This is a genomic window from Rhodococcus sp. B50 (assembly GCF_013602415.1).
Classification (GTDB): domain Bacteria; phylum Actinomycetota; class Actinomycetes; order Mycobacteriales; family Mycobacteriaceae; genus Rhodococcus.
In genome coordinates this window covers 4,242,464-4,268,505 of the sequence record NZ_WPAG02000002.1, presented here as the reverse complement: position 1 = coordinate 4,268,505, position 26,042 = coordinate 4,242,464, and the positions used below count along the sequence as shown (strand labels likewise).

At 66.8% G+C, this 26,042-nt stretch carries 21 protein-coding genes; 7 read left to right on the top strand and 14 right to left on the bottom strand.

Annotated features, from left to right (window positions below; all coding sequences use genetic code 11):
• Positions 1–69 precede the first annotated feature (69 nt).
• From GON09_RS20100 to GON09_RS20085, 4 genes are read right to left on the bottom strand one after another with little or no spacing between them, the layout of a single operon-like run.
• On the bottom strand, positions 70–1,704 hold the full coding sequence (locus GON09_RS20100; RefSeq protein WP_213933356.1) for a 4Fe-4S binding protein: 1,635 nt from the start codon (positions 1,702–1,704) through the stop codon (positions 70–72).
• A 24-nt stretch (positions 1,705–1,728) separates the two neighbouring features.
• Positions 1,729–2,928, bottom strand: coding sequence for a 3-hydroxyacyl-CoA dehydrogenase family protein (locus GON09_RS20095; protein WP_307854422.1), 1,200 nt, complete (start codon positions 2,926–2,928; stop codon positions 1,729–1,731).
• A complete protein-coding gene (locus GON09_RS20090) occupies positions 2,925–5,186 on the bottom strand; it encodes a molybdopterin-dependent oxidoreductase (RefSeq protein ID WP_213934538.1) in 2,262 nt (753 codons plus the stop codon). The genes GON09_RS20095 and GON09_RS20090 overlap by 4 nt, the downstream gene beginning before the upstream one ends.
• Complete coding sequence (locus tag GON09_RS20085) at positions 5,176–7,299, bottom strand: molybdopterin-containing oxidoreductase family protein (RefSeq protein ID WP_213933355.1); 2,124 nt, start codon at positions 7,297–7,299, stop codon at positions 5,176–5,178. Before GON09_RS20085 ends, GON09_RS20090 begins: the two co-directional genes overlap by 11 nt.
• Positions 7,300–7,540: 241 nt before the next feature.
• Between GON09_RS20085 and GON09_RS20080 the strand changes: the two genes are divergently transcribed.
• Positions 7,541–8,341, top strand: a complete 801-nt coding sequence (locus GON09_RS20080) for a crotonase/enoyl-CoA hydratase family protein (protein WP_213933354.1) — start codon at positions 7,541–7,543, stop codon at positions 8,339–8,341.
• A 16-nt stretch (positions 8,342–8,357) separates the two neighbouring features.
• Here GON09_RS20080 and GON09_RS20075 read toward each other — a convergent pair whose 3' ends face one another.
• Entirely contained in the window at positions 8,358–9,632 is a 1,275-nt protein-coding gene (locus GON09_RS20075; protein WP_213933353.1) for an MFS transporter, read from the bottom strand.
• A 40-nt stretch (positions 9,633–9,672) separates the two neighbouring features.
• A complete protein-coding gene (locus GON09_RS20070) occupies positions 9,673–10,677 on the bottom strand; it encodes an aldo/keto reductase (RefSeq protein WP_213933352.1) in 1,005 nt (334 codons plus the stop codon).
• Between the two features lie 114 nt (positions 10,678–10,791).
• Here GON09_RS20070 and GON09_RS20065 point away from each other — a divergent pair, with 114 nt between their 5' ends.
• Both GON09_RS20065 and ilvD read left to right on the top strand, forming a co-directional pair.
• Positions 10,792–11,358 carry a TIGR03086 family metal-binding protein gene (locus tag GON09_RS20065; RefSeq protein WP_213933351.1) on the top strand — a complete coding sequence of 189 codons (567 nt, stop codon included), beginning with the start codon at positions 10,792–10,794 and terminating at the stop codon, positions 11,356–11,358.
• On the top strand, positions 11,355–13,052 hold the full coding sequence (gene ilvD / locus GON09_RS20060; RefSeq protein ID WP_213933350.1) for a dihydroxy-acid dehydratase: 1,698 nt from the start codon (positions 11,355–11,357) through the stop codon (positions 13,050–13,052). Before GON09_RS20065 ends, ilvD begins: the two co-directional genes overlap by 4 nt.
• A 34-nt stretch (positions 13,053–13,086) precedes the next feature.
• Here ilvD and GON09_RS20055 read toward each other — a convergent pair whose 3' ends face one another.
• Together GON09_RS20055 and GON09_RS20050 are read right to left on the bottom strand one after the other, a co-directional pair.
• Complete coding sequence (locus GON09_RS20055) at positions 13,087–13,749, bottom strand: serine protease (RefSeq protein WP_213933349.1); 663 nt, start codon at positions 13,747–13,749, stop codon at positions 13,087–13,089.
• 48 nt (positions 13,750–13,797) lie between these two features.
• The gene (locus tag GON09_RS20050) at positions 13,798–14,637 is read right to left on the bottom strand and encodes a DUF6319 family protein (RefSeq protein ID WP_213933348.1); all 840 of its coding nucleotides are present in this window, start codon (positions 14,635–14,637) and stop codon (positions 13,798–13,800) included.
• Between the two features lie 139 nt (positions 14,638–14,776).
• Between GON09_RS20050 and GON09_RS20045 the strand changes: the two genes are divergently transcribed.
• Positions 14,777–15,865 (top strand): adenylate/guanylate cyclase domain-containing protein, encoded by a 1,089-nt coding sequence (locus GON09_RS20045; RefSeq protein ID WP_213933347.1) that lies wholly within the window; start codon positions 14,777–14,779, stop codon positions 15,863–15,865.
• Here the strand turns inward: GON09_RS20045 and GON09_RS20040 are convergent.
• Positions 15,862–16,455 (bottom strand): TetR/AcrR family transcriptional regulator, encoded by a 594-nt coding sequence (locus tag GON09_RS20040; protein ID WP_213934537.1) that lies wholly within the window; start codon positions 16,453–16,455, stop codon positions 15,862–15,864. The two genes, GON09_RS20045 and GON09_RS20040, sit on opposite strands and share 4 nt — an antisense overlap.
• 235 nt (positions 16,456–16,690) lie before the next feature.
• Here GON09_RS20040 and GON09_RS20035 point away from each other — a divergent pair, with 235 nt between their 5' ends.
• Complete coding sequence (locus GON09_RS20035; RefSeq protein WP_213934536.1) at positions 16,691–18,169, top strand: MFS transporter; 1,479 nt, start codon at positions 16,691–16,693, stop codon at positions 18,167–18,169.
• A 118-nt stretch (positions 18,170–18,287) separates the two neighbouring features.
• Entirely contained in the window at positions 18,288–19,220 is a 933-nt protein-coding gene (locus GON09_RS20030; protein WP_213933346.1) for an AurF N-oxygenase family protein, read from the top strand.
• A gap of 104 nt (positions 19,221–19,324) precedes the next feature.
• On the opposite strand, the gene GON09_RS20025 is transcribed toward GON09_RS20030, so the two are convergent.
• Positions 19,325–20,155, bottom strand: coding sequence for an IclR family transcriptional regulator (locus tag GON09_RS20025; RefSeq protein WP_374195350.1), 831 nt, complete (start codon positions 20,153–20,155; stop codon positions 19,325–19,327).
• A 389-nt stretch (positions 20,156–20,544) separates the two neighbouring features.
• On the opposite strand from GON09_RS20025, the gene GON09_RS20020 reads away from it, so the two are divergent.
• Positions 20,545–21,858, top strand: coding sequence for a bifunctional o-acetylhomoserine/o-acetylserine sulfhydrylase (locus GON09_RS20020; protein ID WP_213933345.1), 1,314 nt, complete (start codon positions 20,545–20,547; stop codon positions 21,856–21,858).
• 72 nt (positions 21,859–21,930) lie between these two features.
• Here the strand turns inward: GON09_RS20020 and GON09_RS20015 are convergent, their stop codons facing one another.
• Genes GON09_RS20015 through GON09_RS20000 form a run of 4 tightly spaced genes read right to left on the bottom strand, consistent with a single transcriptional unit; the run spans position 21,931 to position 26,000 of the window.
• On the bottom strand, positions 21,931–22,290 hold the full coding sequence (locus GON09_RS20015; RefSeq protein ID WP_374195349.1) for a hypothetical protein: 360 nt from the start codon (positions 22,288–22,290) through the stop codon (positions 21,931–21,933).
• 2 nt (positions 22,291–22,292) lie between these two features.
• The gene (locus GON09_RS20010) at positions 22,293–22,997 is read right to left on the bottom strand and encodes an ABC transporter ATP-binding protein (RefSeq protein ID WP_213933343.1); all 705 of its coding nucleotides are present in this window, start codon (positions 22,995–22,997) and stop codon (positions 22,293–22,295) included.
• Positions 22,994–23,737 carry an ABC transporter ATP-binding protein gene (locus GON09_RS20005; protein ID WP_213933342.1) on the bottom strand — a complete coding sequence of 248 codons (744 nt, stop codon included), beginning with the start codon at positions 23,735–23,737 and terminating at the stop codon, positions 22,994–22,996. The genes GON09_RS20010 and GON09_RS20005 overlap by 4 nt, the downstream gene beginning before the upstream one ends.
• Positions 23,730–26,000: an ABC transporter permease gene (locus GON09_RS20000; protein ID WP_213933341.1), complete on the bottom strand. Its 2,271-nt coding sequence runs from the start codon at positions 25,998–26,000 to the stop codon at positions 23,730–23,732. The genes GON09_RS20005 and GON09_RS20000 overlap by 8 nt, the downstream gene beginning before the upstream one ends.
• Positions 26,001–26,042 lie beyond the last annotated feature (42 nt).

Genomic DNA, 26,042 nt, shown 5'->3' with positions numbered 1-26,042 from the left:
CGATCGCGGGCGTCGAGAAGGACCGGATGCCGCGTGTCACATCCGCCCGTTAAATCTAAAGGTCGTTGTTTAATGGGGCAAGTATCGATCTGCGGATGCGCCCTGCGCAACCGCGAGCATCGCGTCGACGTCGACCAACTTGTGGCGAGCCCGGCCACGACGGCGACCCTCGGTACGTTCGTGCCGATCGATCCGCCGCCAGCCGTCGAAACCGAACGAATCGGGACAACGTGATCCGATGACGGTGGCCAACTCGTCGACGGTTCGACTCGGCGACGCGAGACGCATCCCGTCGTGATCGGCAAGGATCGCCTCGACGGTTTCGGCCGCGCAGTACCTATTGGTTCCGATGACCCCCGTCGGCCCGCGTTTGATCCAGCCCGCGACATACAGGCCCGGTACCGGACGACCCTCGACCGAATCGACGACGCGCCCGGCAACATTCGGCACGGTTCCGCGATCGGTGTCGAAGGGCAGTCCCGGAATCGGGCGTCCCCGGTATCCCACCGAACGCAGGACCAGCGAACTGGCGAGGACCTCGTCCGCACCGGCGGCGTCGTAGGGAGAAATCCGCAGACCCTCGACGTGGCTGTCGCCGAAGATCTCTTGTGGAGCAGCGTTGAACCTCAAGGTGATCTTCCGGCGGCCCGGCTGCGGGACGCGCCGCGCATACTCGGCGATTGTCCTCAACTTGATCGAAGCATCCTCAGGAGCCTGATATCCGCCGTGGACGGTCACGTCCACCTCGGGCAGCGATCCCAACGCGAGTAGTTCCGGCGTCGTGAACGCTCCGTACTCCGGACCACGCCGTCCGAGTACGACGACCTCCTCGATCGCGCTCTTTCGCAGCACGTCCAAGGCGTGCTCGGCTATGTCGCCCGGAACGAGAAGCTCCGGATCCCGCGCCAGGATCCGAGCGACGTCCAAGGCGACGTTACCGTTGCCGACCACGACGGCGCGACGTCCCGACAGGTCGAATGTGCGGTCCGCGAAGTCGGGGTGCCCGTTGTACCACGCGACGAATTCGCGTGCGGCGTAGCTACCGGGTAGGTCTTCCCCCGGGATTCCGAGCTTCCGGTCGTCGGAGGCGCCACTTGCATGGATCACTGCGTGATGGTGATCGAGCAGTTCGTCGACACCGATGTCCCGGCCGACCTCCACGCCGAAGAACGCACGGAAACCGTTCCGGCCCGCCGTACGGGTGAACACCCGCTCGACCGCCTTCGTCGTCTGGTGGTCGGGAGCGACGCCGAAGCGAACGAGCCCACCAGCGACATGGAGCCGCTCGAACATCGAGACCTCCACGTCGATGTCGCGACGCTTCAGCAACTCTTCGGCGGCGTAGAACGCGGAAGGCCCCGAACCCACGATCGCCACCCGGAGCGGCTCGGGCCGCTCGGTCGCGACGACCGGTTCGGGCGGGATCTCGCTCGGTCCGGATACGGTGGGGTTACCCAGGAAGTACGCGGCGTTGAGATCCTTGTAGATCTCGGTTTCCGGCGTGAGATCACTGTCGGGGACGATCGCCTCCACCGGACACACATCGGCGCATGCGCCGCAATCGATGCAGGCGTCCGGGTCGATGTACAGCATTTCGGTGCGCGCGTACTGCGCTTCGTCGGGAGTCGGGTGAATGCAGTTCACCGGACACACGGCGACACACGTCGCGTCGTTGCAGCAGGCTTGAGTGACTACGTATGTCATGGGTACTCCGGTTGATCTTGTGCTTTACGAGCTCTGTGGCGGTGGGACGAAACGGTCGCCGTATCTGGCGGCGAGTTCGAGGGCGCGAGTCGTGAACTGTTCGGGACCGCCCGAACAGGAACGGACGAACGACACGACTCCGCCAGTCTCAGCAGGAAATCCGATGCCCAGTACGGACCCGGCATCCGCGTCGGCCTCGGATCGGACGACACCTTCGTCGAGGCACCGTAGTGCTTCGATGACCTCGATGAACAGCAACCGGTCGCGCATGTCCTCGACCGGAATACTCCGCGGTGGACCGAACGTGTCGCGAAGACCGGGCCACAGCCCCAGACGCGCTCCCGTGGAGTCGTAATCGTAGAAACCGCGCCCCGCCGACCGTCCACCGCGGCCGTGCTCGTCGAGCATCCGGTCGCGGACTCGATCGGCATCCGATCCGTGCCAGGGCTCGTCGGCCGCTTCGGCTGCCAGGCGGTTCTCGCGCTGCACTGCACGATTGAGCGTCAACGTGATCTCGTCGAGAAGTTGGAGCGGAGGCACCGGATATCCGGCGGCGGTCGCTGCGCGCTCGACGATGTCCGGATCGATGCCTTCCCCGACCGCAATTATCGCCTCGTCGAGGTAGCGCTCCATCACGCGACTCGTGAAGAATCCTCGACTGTCGCGCACAATGATCGGCGTCTTCCCGAGTCTCCGTACGCAATCGAGGGCGGCGTCGACCGTAGCCTGCGACGTGCACGCACCGACGACCGTCTCCACCAACGGCATCCGGTCGACCGGTGAAAAGAAGTGCATTCCGATGAAGCTCTCCGGTCGTGCAAGTTTCGAACCCAGGGTGGTGATCGGAAGGGTCGACGTTGTAGAGGCAAGCACCGTACACGGCTCCGTGACGGACTCGATCGTCCCCAGAATCTGCTGCTTGAGCGACACACTCTCCGAGACTGCCTCGACCACGAGCCCGGCCGGCGCCAGGTCGGCGGTCCGTTCGGTGAGGGTGATCCTGTCGAGCAGAGCCTCCGACACGGAGGGTTCGGTGGCCCCGGCTTCGAGGGCACGCGATTCTCGCCGCTCGGCATAGGACTTGCCTCGTCGGGCACCGTCGAGAGTTCGCGCGGCGAGTACGACGTCGGCTCCTGCCCGCGCGCAGGTGTAGGCGATGGCAGCGCCCATCATGCCGGCACCGACGACGCCGATCGTTCTTCCCTCCAACGTCTTTCCGTTCACGATCCGATCACCTCCGGATCTCGGGTAACGACGCGGCCGACATCCACGGGGAACCCGTTGAAGATAGGGGCGCCCGTCAACGGTTCGACCACGAGATCGTCGACGAGAGCGTTGACATTGGTACCGGGCGTGGACGCCGAACGGGTCGTACGCAGACCGTCACCGTCATGTCCCCATCCGTGGGGCAGACTCACCACGCCCGGCCGCATGGAATCGGTGATGTGCACTTCCGCTTCGACGGCACTGGTCTTCGACGCGATCCGCACGGTATCGCCGTCGACGATGCCGCGTTTCGCAGCGTCATCCGGATGCATGAACAGCGCGCACTGACCCTCGTCGGGCTGTGGCAGCGAATTGTGCAACCAGGAGTTCATGCCGCGGCGCTGCCGGCGATTGATGAGGACCAGTTCGGGCACGGGCTGGACGAGAGTTGCACGTAGACGCGACAGGTCCGCTGTCAATGCTTCGGGTACGACGTCGATCCGCCCCGTCGGAGTGCGCAACACGTCGGGGATCCGCGGTTCCAGCGGCCCGTAGTCGATCCCATCGGGGTTTCGTTCGAGGAGTTCGAGACTCAGCCCGCCAGGTACTTCACCGAATCGGTCGCCGTACGGCCCGCTGCGCAGCCGCAGATCCAGCAACCGTTGCGGGCCGACCCGATCGTCGACAGCAGCGGCAACCGTCTCGGGGTCCCGACCCGAGAGTTTCGCTGCACGACGAATCGCCGTGGCAGCGACCTCGTCGTCGAGTTCGGCGATGGGGCGATTCGCTTCGCCACGGGCAATCGCCGTCAGGCGCAACAGAATTTGCCACTCCGGCATCTGCCCGGGACCGGGCTCGACCAACGGCGCGGTGTACCGAGCCACGTTGCGCACCTGGAAGTGTGTGAGCGCGAGGTCGTGATGACCGCGTGTCGTCAGGGGCGGAGGTGGAAGAATGACGTCGGCGTACCGGGTGGTCTCGTTGACGTACCCGTCGATACACACCATGAAGTCGAGGTCGGCCAAGGCGGTCTCGACAGCATTGCTGTTCGGGAGCGATCGCGCCATGTTGCCGGAGATCGTGATCAGTGCCCGGACCTGCCCGGGACCGGGGGTGAGGACCTCCTCGGAGAAGCACACTGCCGGAATCTCTCCCATGGCTTCCGGCATGTTGCGGACCCGGGACCGCCATCGATCGAACACGAGGGGGGCATTCGGGTTGGCCGGCCACGTCGTCGGCCCGCCGGCGGGCGGGACGGGGAACATTGCGCCGCCCGGCCGGTCGAGATTACCTGTGATGATGTTGAGAACTTCGACGATCCAGTTGGCGATCGAGCCGAATTCCTGAGTGCACGAACCCATTCTGGAGTGTGCGACCGCTGATTCGGCAGTTGCGAATTCGCGGGCGACCGTGCGGATCACGTCGGGGTCGAGCCCGCAGATCTCCGCGACCGCCTCGGGCGTGAACGGCTCGGCGAGCGCGAGAATCTCGTCGACCCCATCGACATGCTCGCCCAGGCGACCTGGGGCCGCGAGTCCTTCGTCGGCGATCACGGACACGAGCGCCAGGAGGAAGAACGCATCGGTGCCGGGGCGAATCGCAAGGTGCCGGTCGGCGACCTCCGCGGTGCGGGTGCGAGCAGGATCGACCACCACCAGAGTGCCACCGCGTTTGCGGAGCTCGTCGAACCGCTTGCCGATTCCCGGCGCGGTGATGGTGCTTCCGTTCGATACGAGCGGATTGGACCCCAGGATCAGCATGTACGACGTGCGGTCGATGTCCGGGACCGCCATCCCGAGCCCTGTTCCGTAGAGCAGGGTGGTCACGTAGTTCTTCGGAAGCGTATCGATGCTCGCAGGGGAATAGACATTCCGGGTGCCGATCGCCGCGATCAGCGGCAGCGTGTAGAACGACGGATCCAAGTGGTGTGCGGCCGGATTCCCGGAATACACCGCACAGCTGTTCGGATCGTTCGCGATGATGGAGGGTAGCCTGCGGTCGATCTCCGCGAAGGCCTCGTCCCAGGTCGCCTCACGAAAGCCGTCACCGTCGCGAATCAGCGGAGTACGAAGAAGGTCTGGATCGTTCTCCAGACGACCCAGACCCAGTCCCTTCGCGCAACTGTGGCCGGCAGAGAACACGTCGTCGTGATTGGGCTCGACCGAAACCACGGTGCGTCCCTCGAGACCGAAGAGCAGCCCGCAGGTCGCTTCGCACAAGGGGCAGATCCGCGCTGCCACCGTCCGGGTGGATATATCCCGAATGCTACCGAGCATCGACATGCATCTCCCTCTCGATCGCTACCGGTACCGCGGTCATCGTCGGCATTGCGTTGATGGTCTGGACCCGGTCGTAGCCCGTGAGCTCGTTGACGTTGCTGCCGACAAGCCTGGGGTCGTCGTCCGGATCGGACGATCCCCAACAGTGGGTCATCGATACCGTTCGTTCGCCGACACTCGCGTCGGCGTGGGCGATGGCACGCACGTGGCCGTGCGCCGATCGGATCCGAACGATGTCGCCGTGCTCGATACCGTGCCGCTGCAGATCTTTCGGGTTCACATTGGCCGGGTTGTAGCCGTGCCGGGACAATCCGTCCAACTCCCGGCCCAACGTGTTCATGAGTTCCCGCATGCGACGAACCGTCAACCGCATCGGAAAGTCGGAGTCCCGTGCCTCTGCACCGAGCGCGGCGGCGATCTCGGCAGCGACATCGTCCGGGCACACCTCGAGCCGACGCTCGGCCGCGCCTTCCGTGGGTGGCCCGACGACCTTCTCCTCCACGGGTGCGAGCAATCCTCGCGGCGCCGACGTCAACTCGTCCATGGGGATGCGGCCTCGTTCCGCGAACATCGTGAGCATCTCCTCCGATGTCGGAGGAGCAGCCGGATCGAGAATCCGGCCCGCGAACTTCACAGGGTTCCCAGCGGCCGCGGCGAGACCGAAGAAGAACTGCCAGTCCTCGATCACGCCGGCGGGCGGGTCGACGAGCTTCGGAGTGTACTGCGCAAAAGGCTTCTCGAAGAAGAACTCCGAGAGCAGAGTGTGGTCGGGCCGCTCGTACAGCATGGTGGGCGCGATGACATAGTCGGCGAGCTTTGCCGTGTCGGACATTCGCGTATCGATGCACACCAGCAGTTCGAGTTCGCGTAGTGCGCGTTCTGCCTTCTTCCGGTCGGGCAGCGCCCGTGCCGGGTTGCCGCCCGAGACCACCAACGCCCGGACGCGGTCGGGGCCTGGTTCGAGAATTTCGTCGGCGAGGATTCCCGACGGCAGTTCGCCGTTCATCGTTCCGATTCCGCCGATGCGGCTACGGAAGCCGGACTCCCACGTGCGGTACGGCGGTCGGACTTCCGCTCTCGAGGGCGCACTCCGCGCGAGCACGTTACGATTAGGAGTTACTTCGCCTTCACGAAGGTAGCGGCCGCACACCACATTCAGGCACGCAATGAGGTGCTCGGCGACATTGGAATGCGGTCCCATACAGACGCCGGTTCCTGTGGTCGCCATGCCGCGCGGCCCCTCGGCGAAGAGCCTGGCGGCGCGAACCACGTCCGCTGCCGGGATACCTGTCACGTTTTCGGTGTGCTGGGGGGTGGCCGGTGCCAGCGCTGCGACGAGTTCGTCGAGGCCGTGGACGAAACGCTCGCAGAATTCACGGTCGTGGAGACCCTCCGACAAGATCACGTGGAGCAGACCGGCGAACAGAGCGGCGTCGGTTCCGGGCCTGAGCTGGAGGTGCAGGTCCGCACGTGCTGCCGTTTCGGTGCGGCGCGGATCGACCACGATGAGCTTCAGCCCGCGGTCGCGCGCCCTGCGGATCGTCACGGACGGATTCTGCGTGATCGCGCCGTCCCCGTCGCCGCCGTTGAGCGAGACCATCGGATTCGTGCCGGCCAGGAGCCACACGTCGGCGGTGTCGAAGCGCTGCCGGCCTCCCAGGTACTCCCCCATCCGCGACTGGACGAGCCACTTGGCCGACTGGTCGATCGTCATGGTCGAGAAGAGCTTGTGGGATCCGGTGGTGCGGAACCAAGCACGCACCAGCGGCACGGTCAGTGCCGCGAAGTTCTGCTGCGTTCCCATGAACAGACCCAGCGCGTCCGCTCCGTGTTCCCCGGTGATGGCTTCGAGTCGCTGGGCGATCTCGGCGATCGCATCTTCGGCCTCGATGGGCTCGAAGGTGCCGTCGGCGGTCCGCCGCATCGAGCTCGTGAGACGGTCGGGTCCTTGGACGAGGTCCCCACCGCGACGCCCCTTCGGGCACGAATAGCCCCCCGACAGGGGATGCAGTCCGTCACCGACGATGCTGACGATCCGATTGCCGTCGACCTCGACCCGCACCCCGCACGTTGCGGGGCACAGGCGGCAATAGGACAACTTCACCGGCACTGTCTGCTCCGTTCACTGCTCGGCAGAGTTCACAGACTCTGCGGGTTGTGATCATCGTCACCGACGCAAGTGAATCTAACATCTATAGGTAAACCATACAAATGTCGGAGGATTACAGCAGGCCGGAGAGCGGAGAGCCCAGGCCTGAGCCGGGTTGCTTGCGTTGACCGGCCGTCTCCGTCGTGATAGCTCTTTAGCGATCGATAAGTAGCGGTTATCCGCCATCGCCCGAAAGGTCGCCATGTCCGACGAGACCCCCACCCCCGAACCCGCCGCTCTCTACGAGCGCCGCGGCAACATCGCACTCATCACCCTCAACCGCCCCCGCGCCCTCAATGCGGTGAACGGCGCCCTGGCCACCGCGGTCGGCAACCACCTCGAAGAGGCGAACAACGACGACGAGGTGCGAGTCGTCGTGATCACCGGTGCCGGTCGCGCCTTCTGCGCCGGGGCCGATCTCAAAGCGCTTGCAGCGGGTGAGGACACCTCGGCCGAAGGCCATCCGGAGTGGGGTTTCGCCGGTTATGCCCAGCACTGGAGCGCCAAGCCCACCATCGCCGCGGTCAACGGCTTCGCCCTCGGTGGCGGAACCGAACTCGTGCTCGCGAGCGATCTCGCGGTCGTGGACGAGAAAGCCAAGCTGGGTCTGCCCGAGGTCAAGCGCGGACTGTTCGCCGCCGCCGGTGGCGTGATCCGTATGCAGCAGCAGATCCCCCGGAAGGTCGCCCTCGAACTCGCGCTCACCGGCGAGCCCATCAGCGCCGCGCAGGGCAAGGAACTGGGCCTGGTCAACCGTGTGGCCCCTGCCGGTACGGCACTGGAGGTCGCGCTGGAACTCGCCGAGACCATCGCGGCGAACGCACCCGTGGCCGTGCGCGAGTCGAAGGCGATGATCCACCGGACCGCGAACAGCCCGGACTGGGAGACCGAGGCGTGGGACGCCAATCGCAACGCGCTGAAGGTCGTGTTCACCAGTGAGGACGCGATGGAAGGACCGCGCGCGTTCGCCGAGAAGCGTCAGCCGGTCTGGAAGGGTCGCTGACGACCTCGACCGAGGATCAGCGTCTGCCGCGCCCGAACCGGTCGAGCACGACCGCCCGCAGCGAGCGGGCTTCGATGCCGGCCTCGCGGCGGGCGCGCCCTCGGGTCACGAGCACGCCGACGAGCGCGATCACCCAGATCGGGTACTGGGCGAACCACGCGACGCGGAAGGCGTCGAAGGTGTAGCCGCCGAGCCGGTCGAGCACGATGCCCATCGTCTGCACGACCAGCAGCGTCGCGAGGAAGCCACCGATGTTGACGATGCCGTTGGCCGTGCCCAGCGCGGTCCCGGGATTGAAGGTACGGGCGTAGTCGAAGCCGATCATCGACCCCGGCCCGCCCACCGAGATGACGATCACGAGCACCACGAGCAACCACACCGGCGCGGGCCCGGGCAGAGCGAGTACCACCGACCACGTCACGGCACTGGCCAGGATGATCATGAGCACGAGCCACGAGCGCCTGGTGGGGAAACGTCCCGACAGCACGCCGAGGATGGGCCCGGCGGAGATGGCCGTAACCACCGAGACGGTCAGCATCGAACCGGCCGCCGCGGGTGACAGGCCCTGCGCGGAGACCAGATACGGCACACCCCACATGAGCGCGAAGGTCGTCACCGAGAACTGCGTGCCCATGTGGGTGAAGAAGCCGAGTTTGGTACCGGGACGCCGCCACACCGTGCCGAGACCGCCGATCACCTCCCTCAGTCCCGACGCCGTGGCCTCCCGCGTCTCACCCGGCGGGGTGTCGCGCACGATCGCGAGCACCAGGACGCACGCGAGCAGGCCGAGCGCCGCGGCGCTGCCGTATGCGGCCGCCCAGCCCGTGCCGGTGAGCAGCAGGACGAACGGCACGGCGGAGAGCACCTGGCCGAGCTGGCCGAAGATGCCGGTCAGCTGGGAGACGACGGGCACCCGGCGCGGGGCGAACCACACCGGCACGAGACGCAGCACCGAGATGAACGTCAGGGCGTCCCCGACACCGACCAGCACACGGGCGAGATACGCGACCGGCAGTGACTCGGTGACGGCGAGGACGGCCTGACCGATGGCGAGGATCACGGCGCCGGTCGCGATCATCCGGCGCGAACCGAACCTGTCGAGCAGCACACCGGCAGGGATCTGCATCCCCGCATAGACGATGAGCTGGAGGACGACGAAGCCGGAGAGCACCGACGGTGAGATCTCGAAACGTTCGGTGGCGGCGAGCCCGGAGACACCGAACGCCGTCCGGTGAAGGACGGCGACGATGTAGGCGAAGACTCCGATACCCCAGACCAGCCATGCCCTCATGTCCAGCAGACGATACGCGCAGGTCTGTTAACAAGGCTAATTATTCGCGTCCGAGCGACACCCACGTCGGGTCGGCTGCACGAGCACCGGCGACCTTGCCGGCGAGACGATCCAGCCGCGCGACCTGCTCGTCCGTGAGCGTCACGTCGAGTGCGCCGGCGTTCTCGGTGACGCGACTCGCGTAGCGGGTGCCGGGGATCGAAACCGACGGCAAACCGAACTCGCGGCCCTTCGCATCCAGCCATGCCAGGGCGATCTGCGCAATCGTCGCGTCCGCTTCCTGCGCGACGGCACGCACCTCCTCACGCACCGCGAGGTTGGCCGGCAGAGCGTCGGCGCCGAAACGCGGGAAGCGCGTGCGCAGGTCGTTCTCCACCACCTGCGCGGGGTCGAAGGCGTCGGTGAGCAGTCCTCGGCTCACCGGGGAGTACGGCACGAAGCCGATACCGAGTTCGGCAGCGGTGGGCACGACGTGCCGTTCGACGTCGCGCGAGACGATGCTCCACTCCGACTGGATCGCCGCGATCGGATGCACGGCGTGTGCGCGGCGCAGTTCGTCGCCGGTGGCCTCCGACAGTCCGATGTGCCGCACCTTGCCGGCCTGCACGAGTTCGGCGAGGGCACCCACCGTGTCCTCGACCGGTACCTCGGGATCGACGCGGTGCAGGTAGTACAGGTCGACGTGGTCGACGCCGAGACGTCCCAGCGACTCGTCGACGGCCCGCTTCGCGTACTCGGGACGGCCGTTGATGCGACGGTTGGCGGTGCCCGTGCCGCCGACCGCACCGACGAGACCGAACTTCGTCGCGAGCTGGACTTCGTCCCGTCGCTCGGCGAGCAGCGCGCCGACCACCTTCTCACTCGTGCCGTCGCCGTAGACGTCGGCGGTGTCGATGAAGGTGATCCCGAGGTCCACGGCGTGATGCAGGGTCGCGAGCGCCTCGTCGAGGTCCACCGCGCCGTAGGCGGGGGCGACGGACATCGCGCCGTAACCCTGGGCGCTGACGACGAGACCGGGCGCGAGCTGGACGGTGGGAACAGGCATGTACTTCTCCTCGATAGCGACGCTGTGCAGCTTCCGATCGTCCCGCATCCCGCACATGATCGCAGGAGTTGAAATCGCCGTGATCCGAGCATCCCGCGCCCTACGCTGGGAGACATGGCGACCGACTGGCTCTCCCTGCAACGAACCGCGCGTCGCGAGTTCGACGACCGTGTCGCGCAGATCCGCGACTGGCACGCCCCGACCCCGGACACCGAATGGGACGTCACCGACCTGGTGTGGCACATGGTCGACGAGCAGCGCTGGATCCAGCCGCTGCTCTCGGGTCGTTCCCTCGACGACGCGAAGGCCGCACTCGAACCGATCGGAGACGACCTCGCCGCCGAATGGGCGCGCTTCGCCGAGCAGGCGACCGCCGCGTGGGCCATGGCGGCGCCGGCCCAGGAGGTCCACCTGTCCTACGGCACCGTCCCGTGCCTCGACTACATGAAACAGCAGGTCGCGGACATCACCGTGCACACCTGGGATCTCGCGCGGGCCATCGGCGCCGACGAGACCCTCGACGCCGAACTCGTGGACGCCGTGCTCGCCGACATCGAACCCCAGAAGGACATGCTCGCCTCGAGCGGTCTGTTCGCCGATCCCGTCCCGCTCCCCGACGACGCTCCCCCACAGGACCGGCTCCTCGCCCTGACCGGCCGCGACCCCCGGAAGGCCTCATGACGGACCGGCCCGACATCAAGCCCCGCAGCCGCGACGTCACCGACGGCATGGAGAAGGCCGCATCGCGCGGCATGCTCCGCGCCGTAGGCATGGGCGACGACGACTGGGGTAAGCCGCAGATCGGGGTTGCGTCGTCGTGGAACGAGATCACGCCCTGCAATCTCCCGCTCGACCGGCTGGCCCGAGCGGTCAAGGAGGGTGTGCATGCCGCAGGTGGATATCCGCTCGAATTCGGCACCATCTCCGTGTCCGACGGGATCTCGATGGGGCACGAGGGCATGCACTTCTCCCTGGTATCCCGGGAGGTCATCGCCGACAGCGTCGAGACGGTGATGCAGGCCGAGCGGCTCGACGGGTCGGTGCTGCTCGCGGGATGCGACAAGTCCCTGCCCGGCATGCTCATGGCCGCGGCCCGCCTCGATCTCGCCGCCGTCTTCCTGTACGCCGGGTCCATCCTGCCGGGCATCGCGAAACTGTCCGACGGCACCGAACGCGACGTGACGATCATCGACGCCTTCGAGGCGGTCGGGGCGTGTGCGCGGGGCCTGATGTCCGAGGCCGATCTCGACGCGATCGAACGAGCCATCTGCCCGGGTGAAGGTGCCTGCGGCGGCATGTACACCGCGAACACGATGGCCGCGTCGGCCGAAGCACTCGGCATGTCGCTGCCGGGAAGCGCATCCCCGCCCGCCACCGATCGTCGCCGCGACGGTTTCGCCCGGCGCAGCGGACAGGCGGTGGTCGAGTTGCTGAAGCGCGGCATCACGGCCTCGGACATCCTCACCAAGGAGGCGTTCGAGAACGCCATCGCGGTGGTCATGGCGTTCGGTGGATCCACGAACGCCGTGCTCCACCTACTCGCGATCGCGCACGAGGCCCGCGTGGATCTGAGCCTGGACGACTTCGTCCGAGTGGGCGCACGGGTCCCGCATCTCGCCGACGTCAAACCGTTCGGCCGGCACGTGATGAAGGACGTCGATCACATCGGCGGCGTCCCGGTCATCATGAAGGCGCTGCTCGACGCGGGTCTGCTGCACGGCGACTGCCTCACCGTCACCGGGAACACCGTCGCGGAGAACCTCGCCGGCATCGCACCCCCGGACCCGGACGGCAAGGTGCTGCGCGCTCTGAGCGACCCCATTCACCCCACCGGCGGCATCACGATCCTGCGGGGCAGTCTCGCCCCCGGCGGAGCGGTCGTGAAATCCGCAGGTTTCGACGAATCGGTCTTCGAGGGAACGGCCCGGGTCTTCGAACGCGAACGCGCCGCGATGGATGCGCTCGAGGACGGCACCATCACCGCCGGCGACGTGGTGGTCATCCGCTACGAGGGTCCCAAGGGCGGCCCGGGCATGCGCGAGATGCTCGCGATCACGGGTGCCATCAAGGGCGCCGGTCTCGGCAAGGACGTCCTGCTGCTCACCGACGGACGGTTCTCCGGTGGCACCACCGGCTTGTGTGTCGGGCACGTCGCCCCGGAGGCCGTCGACGGCGGCCCCATCGCATTCGTCCGCGACGGCGACCGGATCCGCCTCGATGTCTCGAACGGCCTCCTCGACGTGCTGGTCGACGAGAAGGAAATGGAAACGCGGCGGCAGGGCTGGGAACCACTGCCGCCGCGCTACACCCGGGGTGTACTGGCGAAGTACACGAAGCTGGTCGGTTCCGCATCGAACGGCGCGGTGTGCGGATGAGGGTCGGGTGAACCCTTCCGCCGCCGAGCTGCTGCTAGATCGGGCGGAAACCTGCGCCCGGCCCACCTCTGGCATCGATATCGGCCATGATCACGTCGATGTTGGTGCCGACCTCGGGACCGACACACGCCGCGAGCAGGTAGGCATTGACCATCGCGACGAGCGTCGTGCCCACCACCAGCGGCGCACCGGAGTCGCCTTCGACGACGCAGACCTGCGTCCACGTCTCCTGCGAGCCGAACACGTCGCCCCACACGACTCCGCATGTATTGCCTGTCGTGCGGCCTTCCTTGCAGGCGATGTTCGGGAAGCCCGCGGGAGCGCCGAGGCCCGTGATCGTCACGTTGCCGACGCGATTGACCGGAACCACCTTGCTTCGGTCGAACTCGATGACGGCGTAGTCGAGTCTCTCGTTGGCCGAGACGATGCGACCCACGGGCCCGGCGGCGACGTCGTATTCGGCCTTCACCGTCATGCCGGGAGCGCCGCAGTGCGCTGCGGTCAGACCCACGAGGCGACCGGCGGCGTCGTTACCGATCGTGGTGAGCGTGCAGTCGAAGATGTCCTGCCCGTTGTCTCCGAGAGTGATTCCCGAACCGCCGCCGAGGGTGACCGGGGGCGCCGCGACGGCCACTCCCGAACCCGCTCCGACCAGCGCGACCGCACTTGCGATTGCAACAACCAGTTTCCTGAACATGGGGCCCCTCCTGCACTGCGCCGTCCGGCGGCCGTCGGGCTGAGCGTACTAGAGGTTTCCGCCGGATTTCCGGGTTGCGCCCAAGCTTTCCAGAGCTTGACGGGCTTCCTCGAGTTCGCGGCTGAGCTGCGCGACCCGTTCTTCGGCCGCGCGACGCGCCTCGTCGATCACCGAGTGGACGGCCTCGGTGGCCGTGGGATCGCCGAGTTCCTTCACCGCCCGTTCGACGGCATCGGGCGCGACCGGCGTGGGCTTTCCGACCTTGCGGGTGCCGTGCGCGACCCCCACCGTCCACTCGTTCTCCGGATCGATGGTGACGGTGATCGTGATCGACGGCGCCTTCTTCGCCTTGCTGCGGGCCGGGGCCTTCGGCTTGGCCGGTGCCGGCGGCCGGGACGCGGGAGCGTCGGACGAAGCGGAGGTCGTCTGGGTCACGGGCTTCTTCTCCTGGGAGCGGGGAACGGCAGTGGGTGCTGGGGTTTCGGACCTCGGGGTCTCGAACTTCGGGGCGGCCGGCTTCTGTGCGACAGGCTTCGGTGCGGCAGGCCGCGGGGTCTCGGCCTTCGCAGGTGCAGCCTTGGCCGGTGCGGGCTTCGCGACGGCGGACGTGCGCGCGGCCTTCGCCGGTGCACGCTTGGTTCCGGCCGGTTCGCGGGTAGCGCGCAGTTCGTCGACCTCGAACGGCAACTCGTCGTCGACACCCTTCGGCCGCACCGTCACCGTGCTGCCGCTGATCGACACCACCCGCGCCGACGTCCCCGGATCGATGCCGAGACTCGGAATGCCCTCGACGAGGTAGACGGTCGTGCGGCGCCCCTCGGCGAGAGCGGCACCGAGCTCTCCGAGTTGTTCCTCCGTCAGGTGATCCGCGCGTCTGCGGGGCGGCATGCGACGTCCTTTCTCGGTTCGCCGAAGGTCGGCAGTGCTTCGATGACGGTCACTGTCGCACATCCGTACGACACGCCTGCACACGTGTTCGACACGACCTGCCGCGCGCATGAACCACGGGCACGGTAAGGATGGAGGCGTGACCCCGTCCGATCCGGCACCATCAGGAACCGACGTGCTGTCCGTGATCCAGTCACAGCTGGAGAGCGCGCTGCTCGGCGGTCCTCTTCGCTACACCCTGAACGAGGTGGCCGGATTGTGCGGACTCGAACCTGCGCGTGTGCGTCGACTCTGGCAGGCTCTCGGTCTGACCGTCGATCCCGATCCGGACGTCGTGATGTTCACGGACGGCGACGTCGAGGCCCTGCGCGCGACAGCGGCCATCATCGCGAGCGGCGCGATCGACGAACGCCTCGAGGTGCCCGCGGCCCGGTCGATCGGACAGTCGATGTCGCGGCTGACCGAATGGCAGCTGAATCTGCTCAACACCCACGTCTTCACGCGACTCGCCGCCGCCTACGAGGAATCGGAGAGTCCCCCGCAGGAGGAGGAGATCCGCGCCCTGATCGACCACATCGTCGATCGCACGACCGAGCTCGCGGTGAGCCTCCAGAGCCACATGTGGCGTCGGCACCTGGTGGCCACGACCGCCCGCGCCGCCGCGCGACCGCAGGATTCCGGTGAGCTCCACGAGCTGGTCGTCGGTTTCGCCGACATGGTCGGCTACACGCGGCTGACCCGGCAGATCGACGCGGCCGCGCTGAGCGAACTGCTCGACTACTTCGAATCGGAGGTCTCCGATGTCATCGCCCGGCACAACGGCTGGGTGATCAAGACTGTCGGTGACGAGGTGATGTTCGCGGCCGAACGCCCGGTCGACGCCGCGCGTATCGCCCTCGACCTGCAGGATTCGTTCGTGGCCCAGAAGGACTACCCGGATCTGCGCATCGGGCTGGCGTGGGGTCAGGCGTTGCCGCGCTTCGGCGACCTGTTCGGTTCGGTCGTCAACATCGCGGCCCGCCTCACGGGTGCGGCGCGACCGGGCACGACCCTCGTCGACGAGAACCTCGCCGATGCGCTCGCCGACTGCGACGAATTCCGGTTCCAGACCGTGCGCACGCTACGGCTGCGGGATTTCCAGCATTCCCGCCTGTACGTCCTGCGTCGCCCGCGGGAGACGACGGCCGTGGGCGCGGACGGTCTGGGCGACGAGGACATGGGGCTCTAGCGGTCCGTCCGGCGGGCCCTGCGCGCAGCGATGAAATCGTCGACGATGTGCTCGCACGCGCGCCCATCCATAGGCGCGAGCGTGGCGAGGCGGTTGAAGACGATCGGTCCGAGCAACTGGACCAACGCCAGGTCGTAATCGAATTCGCCGAGTTCGCTACGGGCTTCGGCGGTGGCGAGCACCCGATCGAACGACGAGCGATACCGGTCGACGAGGATCTCCCGCAGCGACTGCAGTTCGGGCCGGGTACTGCGTCCCGGTTCCTTCGTCAGTTCGCCGAGACCGGGGCCCAGTCCCATCCAGCACATCGCCGTCAACGGGATGGGCGCCTCCTCGATGATGCGTGCCTGTGCGGCGAGCAGTTCGACGAGCCGGGTACGGAGGTCGCCTTCTTCCGGGACCGGGGGTGCCGGCGGGAGGAGCCGCGCGAAGGCTGCGGCGACCAGTTCGGTTCCGTTCGCGAAGTGCCGGTAGAGGGTGGCCCGCGCGACGCCCGCCGAGGCGGTGACCGCATCGATCGTCACGGCGTCGGCACCGCCGGTCGCGAGGAGGGTGGTGGCGGCGTCGAGCAGTCGGGCACGCGAGCGCACCCGGCGCGGGTCCTCGTCGCGGGGAGAGCCGGCGGGCCGGGACTCGACGTCACGGCGGGGTTCTGCTTCGGGATCGACGCTCACGACTCCAGTTGTAGTCGCTGCGAGCGAAGCATGTTGTGAGACCGACGGTTCAGCTACGATACCGACAGTCTCGTTTCTGGTACCGGCATTCCCCTCCGTCCGGAAGGCTCCCGTGTCCGACACCACCGCGACCACGACCGCACCTCCTCGCATGACGCGAGCACAGATCCGGCTTCTCGCCGTCGCATGCTCGGCCGTCGCCGTGGTCATCGCGGCGATGGCCTCGCTCAACACCGCATTGCCCGATATCGCGGTCGACACCGGCGCGACGCAGTCGCAGCTGACATGGATCGTCGACGGTTACACGCTGACGCTGGCAGCGTTGCTCCTCCCGGCCGGTGCGCTGGGTGATCGGCTCGGTCGCCGCGGCGTCATGATCGTCGGCCTGATCGTCTTCGCCGCCGGTTCCCTGCTTCCGCTGTTCGCCGACGCACCGTTGTGGATCATCGGCGCGCGGGCGATCGCGGGTGTCGGTGCGGCGCTCGTCATGCCGTCGACACTGTCGCTGATCACCGCAGGTTTCGTCGAAGCCCATCGGGCGCGCGTCATCGGCATCTGGGCCGGTGTGGCCGGATCGGGTGCAGTGCTCGGCATGATCCTCTCGGGCCTGGTGCTCGAATACGCGTCGTGGCGGGTGATCTTCGGTGGTTCCGCCGCTATCGCGCTCCTGCTGGTCGTCCTGTCGTTCACCATCGCCTCGTCGCGTTCCACGCAACCGTTGCCGTTCGACTTCGGTGGCGGCATCCTCGTCGTTCTCGCCGTGGGCCTGTTCGTCCTCGGTGTGATGGAGGGTCCCCATCGCGGATGGGCGGACGTGGTGACCCTCGGATCGATGGTTGCGGGCCTGGCGGCAGCCGCCGGCTTCGTCCTCGTCGAACTCCGGTCGACGGCACCGCTGCTGGACGTACGGCTGTTCCGTCAGCGGGCGTTCGGTGTGGGCGCGGCGGGATTGTCGTTCCAGTACCTCGCCGGTTTCGGTCTGTTCTTCCTCATCGTGCAGTACCTGCAGCTCGTACTGGGCTACTCGCCGCTGCGGGCCTCCCTGGCATTGACCCCGATCTTCCTCGTCGTCATGGGCCTGTCCCTCGCCGTGCCCGCACTGTTGAAGCGGGTGGGGATTCGCATCCTGCTCAGTGCGGGACTGGCACTGATCGGTGCCGCACTGATCCTCATGGGTCTGCTCGACGCCGACTCCACCTACGCCGAAGTGGCGTTCGCACTGACCATCGCCGGCGTCGGCGTCGGCATCTGTACGGCTCCCGCGACCCACGCGATCGTCACCAACACTCCCGAGGACCAGTTGGGGGTGGCGTCGGCCGTCAACGACGCGACCCGGGAGATCGGTGCGGCGATCGGCGTCGCGATCACGGGCAGTGTCCTCGCCGCGGCGTACGGGCACGGCATCGATCCGGTGGCGCCGATGATCCCCGAACCGGCACGGTCCGCCGTGCAGGATTCCCTCGCCGCCGCGATACAGGTCGCGGAGCAGGCGGGCCCGCAGGGCGAGCAACTCGCCGAGCTCGCACAGAACGCCTTCCTCGACGGACTGCAACAGGCGTCGTGGGCAGTGGCCGCGATTCTGCTGGTCGGCGCGGTGATCTCTGCGTTCTGGGCACCTCGACGCTCATAGCCGCACCCGTCCCGTTCCGTCCCGATGCCCGCGACACGAGTCGCGGGCATTGTGCTGTGCGCGCGATCACGCTAACCTGGATAACAGTTACCAGTCGTCACACTAAAAAGGTGGAGACATGACCGCATCGCTCACCCGCGAGACCAGCAAGGGCTTCCTCCCCGGCGTCGCACTGTCCGATCGGGAGGAAACCGCCGGACGACTGCTCGCTTCGTCCGCGCGCAAGTCGTACGACCCGGTCGTCGAAGTGGATTGGGAGGCTCCCGTTCCGGACGACAAGTTCGGCATGACCCCCGAATGGAGCACCCTCTACGGCACCGCGCTGTGGGACGAACTCACCGACGAACAGCGCATCGAGCTGACGAAGCACGAGGCCGCGAGCGTCTCGAGCGTCGGCCTGTGGTTCGAGATCCTGCTCATGCAGATGCTCCTGCGCGACGTCTACGACCGCGACAAGCATTCACGCCACGTCCAGTTCGCCCTCACCGAGGTGGCCGACGAATGCCGCCACTCGGTGATGTTCGCGCGCGCCGGCGAGCGGCTGAACATGCCGGGCTACGGCCCGCCGCGCTACATCCACCAACTCGGCCGTTTGTGGGGTCATGTGTTCAAGGGCGCCAACGCCTATGCATCGGTCATGGCGGCCGAGGAGATCCTCGACATGATGCAGCGCGACTTCATGCGCGACGAGCGGGTCCAGCCCGTCACCCGCGCGGTGTCGAAGATCCATGTCCTCGAAGAAGCGCGCCACATCCGCTTCGCCCGCGAGGAGGTCGCGCGCCGACTCGCCGGTGCGAGCCGCGCACGCCTGGCGTTCGAGCGCTTCAACACCGCGCTCGTGGTGTTCTTCGTCGTCAAGAGCATGATCCACCCCGACGTCTACGCCGATGCGGGCCTCGACCGCGAGCGCGCTCTGCGAGAGGCCAAGGGCAACAAGCACTATCACGATCGCGTGCGCAAGTCCGGCGCGAAGTTGATGACCTTCCTCGACAACGTCGGCCTCATCGGCGGACCGTCGAAGATCCTCTACAAGAAGGTCCACCTGCTCTGAGACGGCATACCGCCGTAGAACGCACTGTGCGCAGTTCTCGTCGACCCCGCGAGGGGTTCCGACGAGAACTGCGCACAGTCGTTCGTGATGAAAAAGGAAGAGTGTCAGCCCACCTTCTCGGTGGCACCCGACAGGCTGTCATCACGCTCCTGCTCCGGGAACAGGGTGCGCGTGATCTTCCGGGCGGTGTCGGCGACGATCGGTGCCACCCATTCGAGGCGGGTCGAGCGGGCGTCCGCCGCAAGCGACAGGGCAGCGACGGGGCCGTCGACGCCGCGGAGCGCGACACCCACGCAGCCGATGCCCCGCGCGGCCTCCTCGCGCTCGAACGCGACGCCACGCCGCTTGCGAATGCGGTTGAGCTCCTGATGCAGTGCGACGTGATCGCGGATGGTGCGCTCGGTGCACGGAACGAGTTGCTTGCCGTAGAGCGAATCGATGCGTTCGGGCTCGAGCCACGCGAGGATGGACTTGCCGGCCGCGGTTGCGTAGGCAGGGAATCGCCCACCGACCCGCGAGGGCACGGTGGAGGCGAACTGCCCACCCACCTTGTCGAGGTAGAGCACCTCGTTGCCTTCGAGCACCGTCAAGTGGACGACGGCGCCGGTCTGCATCGCAAGGTCGTGAAGATGCGGTGCGGCGGCCTCCCTGATGCGGCGGTGACCGGTGTCGCTGCCACCGAGACCGAGGGCACGCGGGCCGAGGCAGTAGCCGAAGGATGCATGCTCGATCCAATCGCGACGCACGAGGTGGTCGAGGATGCGGTGGACGGTCGAGCGGGGCAACCCCGAGCGGCAGGTGACCTCTTCGAGAGTGAGGGCGCCGCGGCTGTCGAAGGCCTCCAGGATGAGGGTCATCCGATCGACCATCGATGGAGGAAGATCTCGCTTGGACGAGGTACCGACAGGCTCGAGCGCGGAGTCGACGGCAGTCAACTGCACCTCCAAAAGTACTGGCCACGACCCTGCGCGCCTCATGAAACTGGAATCTGTTCCAGAACGTTAGCAGTAACAGCGGTCACACCGGAAGAGGTGCACACAGACTGTAGGTACTCCGGAGTCAGTTTCCCGGCGAGAGTGAATCCCTATGAGGATGGTCGGAATCGTTCGGACAGGTTATTGTCGGGACCGTGAGCAAGACGTACGAGCGCGCGATCCGGTCGCCGCACCGTCGTGCCCCCCTGTCGTGTATCCGCGGGTGCCGGGCCCGCTGACCGCCGCACCCGTTCCCGCCCCCGCGATGCTGCCACCCGACGGCGTCGTGTCCGGGGCCCGAAGGTCAGCATGTCGACGATCACAACACATCCCGAATCCGGAGCAGAGTCATGAGTGACACCACCCCTGAAGCAATCGATCCCAGCGCGAACTGGAGCTTCGAGACCAAACAGATCCACGTGGGCCAGCCTGCCGGCGGCGACACGAAGGCCCGGGCCCTGCCCATCTACCAGACCACCAGCTACACCTTCGACAGCACCGATCACGCCGCTGCGCTGTTCGGTCTCGCCGAGCCCGGCAATATCTACACCCGCATCATGAATCCGACGCAGGACGCGGTCGAGCAGCGCATCGCCGCCCTGGAAGGTGGCGTCGCCGCCCTCCTGCTCGCCTCCGGTCAGGCCGCCGAGACCTTCGCAATCCTCAACCTGGCGCAGGCCGGCGACCACATCGTGTCGAGCCCGTATCTCTACGGCGGCACCTACAACCTGTTCCACTACACGCTGCCGAAGCTCGGCATCGAGGTCACCTTCGTCGAGGATCCCGACAACCTCGACCAGTGGCGTGAAGCCGTCCGCGACAACACCCGTGCGTTCTTCGGCGAGACGATCGCCAATCCGAAGAACCACATCCTCGACCTGCCCGGCATCTCGGGTGTCGCCCACGAGAACGGGCTGCCGCTGATCGTCGACAACACGGTCGCCACCCCCTACCTGCTGCGCCCCCTCGAGCACGGTGCCGACATCGTCGTCCACTCGGCCACCAAGTACCTCGGTGGCCACGGCACAGCCATCGCCGGTGTCATCGTCGACGGCGGCACGTTCGACTGGACGCAGGGCCGCCACGCCGGTTTCACCACCCCGGACCCGAGCTACCACGGCGTCGTCTTCGCCGATCTCGGCGCACCGGCCTATGCGCTCAAGGCGCGCGTGCAGCTTCTGCGCGACATGGGCGCGGCGGTCTCCCCGTTCAACGCCTTCCTCATCTCGCAGGGCCTCGAGACGCTGAGCCTGCGGATCGAGCGGCACGTGGAGAACGCGCAGAAGGTCGCCGAGTTCCTCGAGGGACGCCCGGAGGTCACCTCCGTCGCCTACGCCGGTCTGAAGTCGTCGCCGTGGTACGACCGCGCCCAGCAGCTCACCCCACGCGGCGCCGGTGCGATCGTGGTGTTCGAGCTCTCCGGCGGCATCGACGCCGGCAAGCGGTTCGTCAACGCGTTGACCCTGCACAGCCACGTCGCGAACATCGGCGACGTCCGCTCCCTGGTCATCCACCCCGCGTCGACGACCCACTCGCAGCTCACCGGCGAGGAGCAGATCGCCGCAGGCGTCACCCCGGGTCTCGTGCGACTCGCCGTGGGCATCGAGAACATCGACGACATCCTCGCCGATATCACCACCGGTCTCGAGGCTGCGGGCAGCTGATCCCGGCACACCGACAACGGCGACGGCCCATCCCTGTGGGGTGGGCCGTCGCCGCGTTCGGCGCATGCGCGATCAGTCGTTGCGTGCGAGCGTCTGCGCGAGTCGCTCCGCCTGCGCGTTGCTCTCGAGCAACTGTCTGACCAGCCACAGCTTCAGGACGCGAGTGACCGCGGCCGCAAGGTGGACGGACGCGCCGATCACGGTGAGCGCCACGAATCCCAGAGCCAGCAACTGGTAGGACAGCAGATCACGCGTGTCGGACAGCGTCAGCGATGCGACGTAGACGACGAAGACCGCGGCGGCGCCGACCACCATCAGGATCAGGCCGATGATCCTGGCCTTTCCACCCGAATCCGAGCCTGCGGCGTCGAGGCCCAGTGCTGCGACGTCTTTCTTGAACTGTTCACGTCGTTCGTCGACGAGTGCGGTCATGGTCATCCTCCTAGATAGGTGGTGGACAGTTCTTCTTCCATCTCCGCCGGATCACCCGTGCGAACCACCCGGCCCTGCAGCATCAATGCGGCGCTGGTGGCGATGGGAAGGACTGCCCGTGCGAATTGCTCGGCTACGAGAATCGACACCCCGTCGGCGGCGAGTTCGCCGACGATGTCGTAGATCTGCGAAACGATACGAGGTGCGAGGCCCATCGACAGTTCGTCGAGCAGGAGCACCGTGGGGTCGGTCCCGAGCGCCCGCGACAGGGCGAGCATCTGCTGCTCGCCACCGGACATCGAGCCTGCCAGCTGCGACCGGCGTTCGCCGAGAACCGGAAATCGGGTGTAGGCCACCTCTTCGAGATCCGCGAGCGGGACACCGGTGCCGGTCCCGATCCACAGGTTCTCGCGCACGGTGAGATTGGGGAAGATTCCGCGCCCTTCGGGAATGGAACACACCCCCAGGCGTGCGAGTTCCGCCGCGGACACACCGTTGACGACGCGGCCCGCCAACCGGAACTCCCCCGACGCCACGGGATGGATGCCCGAACACACCCGCAGGGTCGTCGTCTTGCCTCCGCCGTTGGGACCGAGCAGGGCGACCACCGCTCCCGGTTCCAGCACCAGGTCGACGCCGTGCAACACCTCGATCGCACCGTATCCGGCTCGGACGCCGGACAGTTCGAGCAACGCTCCGCTACTCATACCGCCTCCTCCTCGGTGCCGATATAGGCGTTGATCACTGCCGGATCGTTCCTGATCTCATCCGGAAGGCCGCTCGCGAGCACCGCGCCGTAGTCGAGTACGTGGATCCGCGAACAGATCTTCATCACGAGGGGAATATCGTGCTCGACAAGGCATATCGCGAGTCCGTCGCTCGCCAGGTCGTCGAGCAGCCCTGCGAACGCCTCGGTTTCCTGTTCCGTCTGCCCGGACGCGGGCTCGTCGAGCAACAGCACGCGCGGCGAGGTCATCAACGCGCGCGCCACCTCCACCACGCGTGCGCGTCCGGTGGGCACATCCGAGACATCGGTACTCGCGATGTCGGCCAGTCCGGTCAACTCGAGAAGCCGATCGGCGTGCTCCTCCACATCGATCTTGTCGTGTCCGTTGGCATTGTGGATGTCACCGGCCACCCGGAGGTTGTCCCGCACGGACAGCGACACGAACAGTTCGAGTCGCTGGAAGGTGCGGGCCATGCCCATGCGGGCGCGTTTGTAGGGGGGCAGCGACGTGACGTCGCGACCGTCGAGGAGCACCGTGCCGGCCGTCGGGCGTTGCAAGCCGGTGATCGTGTTGAACAGTGTCGTCTTCCCGGCGCCGTTGGGACCGATCAGGCCCGTCACGGTCCCGGGCTCGATCCCGATGCTCACGTCCTTGACCGCGACGTGTCCGCCGAATCTTACGGTGATACCGCGAGTTTCCAGAATCGGGTTCTCAGCCATGCGGAATCAGCTCCTTTTCCGTTCCGGCGGAACGCGCGGACAGATATCCGTCGATGCCGAGTTCACGATCGATCTCGTCCCGCGCCTGCGCACTGTAGGGTTCGTCGACACCGATCCGCTCCGGGATCAAGGGGGCACGGCGTCGCGCTTCCTCCACGCCGAGTACCGCTTCGGGCATCAGCCACTGCCCCATCACCGGGAGCATGAACACCGTGGCGATGGTGATCGACGCGAACCACCAATTGTCGAGTGCGCCGACGAGTGCGAGCAGGTACGACACGAGTACCACCACAGCTCCCCCGGCGAGCACCGGTTTCGCGTTCTTCAGCCGCCGGTAGCCCTCGACCATCTGATGGACGCTGCCGCTCGGGTTGGCCGCGACCCCGATACCGATCAAGGCCGGACTCACCGCGGCGACGTGCCCGAGGAATGTCCACATGCCGGCCAGTTCCGGTTGCTCCGCTGCGAGATTCGAGAACGACACCATGATGACGGCGAAACCGACGCCCGACAGCAGGCCGCCGAACAGTGCACCCGAGACGTATCCGATACCGGCCACGACGGTGAGCATCAACAGCGACAGGCTCACCATGATCGAGAAACTTTCGCTCGACACCGACCCCATCGCGCTCGACATGAACAGACCACCCAGACCCGCGATACCCGCCGACAGCGTGAACACGCCGAGTTTGAGACGCACCAGACTCTGGCCGAGCATCGCCGCCGCAGCAGGGCTGTCCTTCATCGCCGCGAGACGACGCCCGTATCCACTGTTGCGCAAGGCAATCACACCCACACCGAGAACGGCGAAGATCACCGTGACCGTCATGAGGAAAGTAGTCTCGTTCCGCAGGTCCAGCGGCCCCACCTTCAACGGCGGGATCGCGATGCTGCCGTCGGTGAACAACGAGAACCTGATGCCGAAGAACTCGTGCCAGGTGGTGTCGCGCAGCACCATGTTCGACAGGAACACTCCGAATGCCATGGTGGCCAGAGCCAGATAGAGACCGCGCAACCGCAGGGCCGGGAGCGCGATGAGCCCGCCGATCACCGCGGTGACAGTCACACCGAGCGCTACGCCCCACAGGTTCAGGTGGGCGGCCAATCCGGTTCCGGAGATACCGAAATGGAATGCCACGATCGTGGCGATGGCCCCGAACGACACCGGCGCCAGGTTCATCTCGCCCGCGTAGCCGGTCAGCAGGGTCAGCGACAGCGCAATGATCGCGAAGGTCATTCCGATCGTCAGGGTCGTGATCGCCGACGTCACCATCAACAGCCGCAGAGCGTAGACGATGACGACGAGCACGACCGCCCAGGCGATCGCCTTGCGCACCGACGGCACGTGGTATCGCTCTCGGGTGCGGGTCACGGCTCCGCGCAGGCGGTCCTGCGGTAGCACGACGAGAACCACGAACAGCGCGATCATCGGCAGAGAGACCCGCAGATTCGACGTCCACGTCCACGCCGTGGGGAAGTAGGCAAGCACGTAGGTGGCCGCCAGGCCGAGGAACAGCGCCCCTGCGAAGGTGCGGGGGATGCTGCGCAACCGGCCGAACATCGCCGCCGCGAACGCGTCGATGACGAGCAGGGTCAACATGTTCGCTTCGAGCGTGCCGCCGTTGATCGGTGTGACGAGGACACCGGCCAGCACTGCGAGGGTCGAACCCATCATCCAGGACAGGGCAGCGAGCCGGTCGGGGTCGTGTCCGTTCAGACGGAGGAGGTCGGGATCGTCGACGACACCTCGCATCGCGACACCGACGCGCGTGCGGACGAACATGACGCGCAGCCCCACCGCGATGAGCACCGCGGCCGCGATACAGATCAGCTCGTGGTAGCGGATGGTGACGCCGAGAACGTCGATCCTCGCCTGGTCGCCGAAGAACATCGACATGGTGCGCGCGGTCTCGGGATGCCAGAACCAGTGTGACACCGAGAGCATGCCGAGCAGGATCGACACCGTGACAACGATCTTGGTGACCTCGGCGGTGTCGCGCATCCCGCGCATGATGACGACGTAGAGCAGCAGGCCCATCATCGGGCCGAGCACGCCGAGGACGAGGAGCAACGCGACCGGCGTGGGCAGACCCCAGCCGTAGCGCAGTTGCCAGTAGGCGAACGCCCCGAGCATCGCCTGCGCGCCGTGCGCGAAGTTGAAGATTCCGGACGTGTTGTAGGTGAGAACGAGGCCCGATGCAGCGATCGCGTAAACCGATCCGAGCACCAACCCCACGATCGTGAAGGTCAGAAAGGTGTCCATACGAGTACCTCTGGTCGGGGTGCCGGCGAGCGCGTGTCACGC

Bases quoted from the DNA above. Each gene is read 5' to 3' on its own strand.
- GON09_RS20100 (WP_213933356.1), bottom strand. From the start codon at position 1,704: ATGACATACGTAGTCACTCAAGCCTGCTGCAACGACGCGACGTGTGTC.
- GON09_RS20090 (WP_213934538.1), bottom strand. From the start codon at position 5,186: ATGCTCGGTAGCATTCGGGATATATCCACCCGGACGGTGGCAGCGCGG.
- GON09_RS20080 (WP_213933354.1), top strand. From the start codon at position 7,541: ATGTCCGACGAGACCCCCACCCCCGAACCCGCCGCTCTCTACGAGCGC.
- GON09_RS20075 (WP_213933353.1), bottom strand. From the start codon at position 9,632: ATGAGGGCATGGCTGGTCTGGGGTATCGGAGTCTTCGCCTACATCGTC.
- GON09_RS20070 (WP_213933352.1), bottom strand. From the start codon at position 10,677: ATGCCTGTTCCCACCGTCCAGCTCGCGCCCGGTCTCGTCGTCAGCGCC.
- GON09_RS20065 (WP_213933351.1), top strand. From the start codon at position 10,792: ATGGCGACCGACTGGCTCTCCCTGCAACGAACCGCGCGTCGCGAGTTC.
- ilvD (WP_213933350.1), top strand. From the start codon at position 11,355: ATGACGGACCGGCCCGACATCAAGCCCCGCAGCCGCGACGTCACCGAC.
- GON09_RS20055 (WP_213933349.1), bottom strand. From the start codon at position 13,749: ATGTTCAGGAAACTGGTTGTTGCAATCGCAAGTGCGGTCGCGCTGGTC.
- GON09_RS20050 (WP_213933348.1), bottom strand. From the start codon at position 14,637: ATGCCGCCCCGCAGACGCGCGGATCACCTGACGGAGGAACAACTCGGA.
- GON09_RS20035 (WP_213934536.1), top strand. From the start codon at position 16,691: ATGACGCGAGCACAGATCCGGCTTCTCGCCGTCGCATGCTCGGCCGTC.
- GON09_RS20030 (WP_213933346.1), top strand. From the start codon at position 18,288: ATGACCGCATCGCTCACCCGCGAGACCAGCAAGGGCTTCCTCCCCGGC.
- GON09_RS20020 (WP_213933345.1), top strand. From the start codon at position 20,545: ATGAGTGACACCACCCCTGAAGCAATCGATCCCAGCGCGAACTGGAGC.
- GON09_RS20015 (WP_374195349.1), bottom strand. From the start codon at position 22,290: ATGACCGCACTCGTCGACGAACGACGTGAACAGTTCAAGAAAGACGTC.
- GON09_RS20010 (WP_213933343.1), bottom strand. From the start codon at position 22,997: ATGAGTAGCGGAGCGTTGCTCGAACTGTCCGGCGTCCGAGCCGGATAC.
- GON09_RS20005 (WP_213933342.1), bottom strand. From the start codon at position 23,737: ATGGCTGAGAACCCGATTCTGGAAACTCGCGGTATCACCGTAAGATTC.
- GON09_RS20000 (WP_213933341.1), bottom strand. From the start codon at position 26,000: ATGGACACCTTTCTGACCTTCACGATCGTGGGGTTGGTGCTCGGATCG.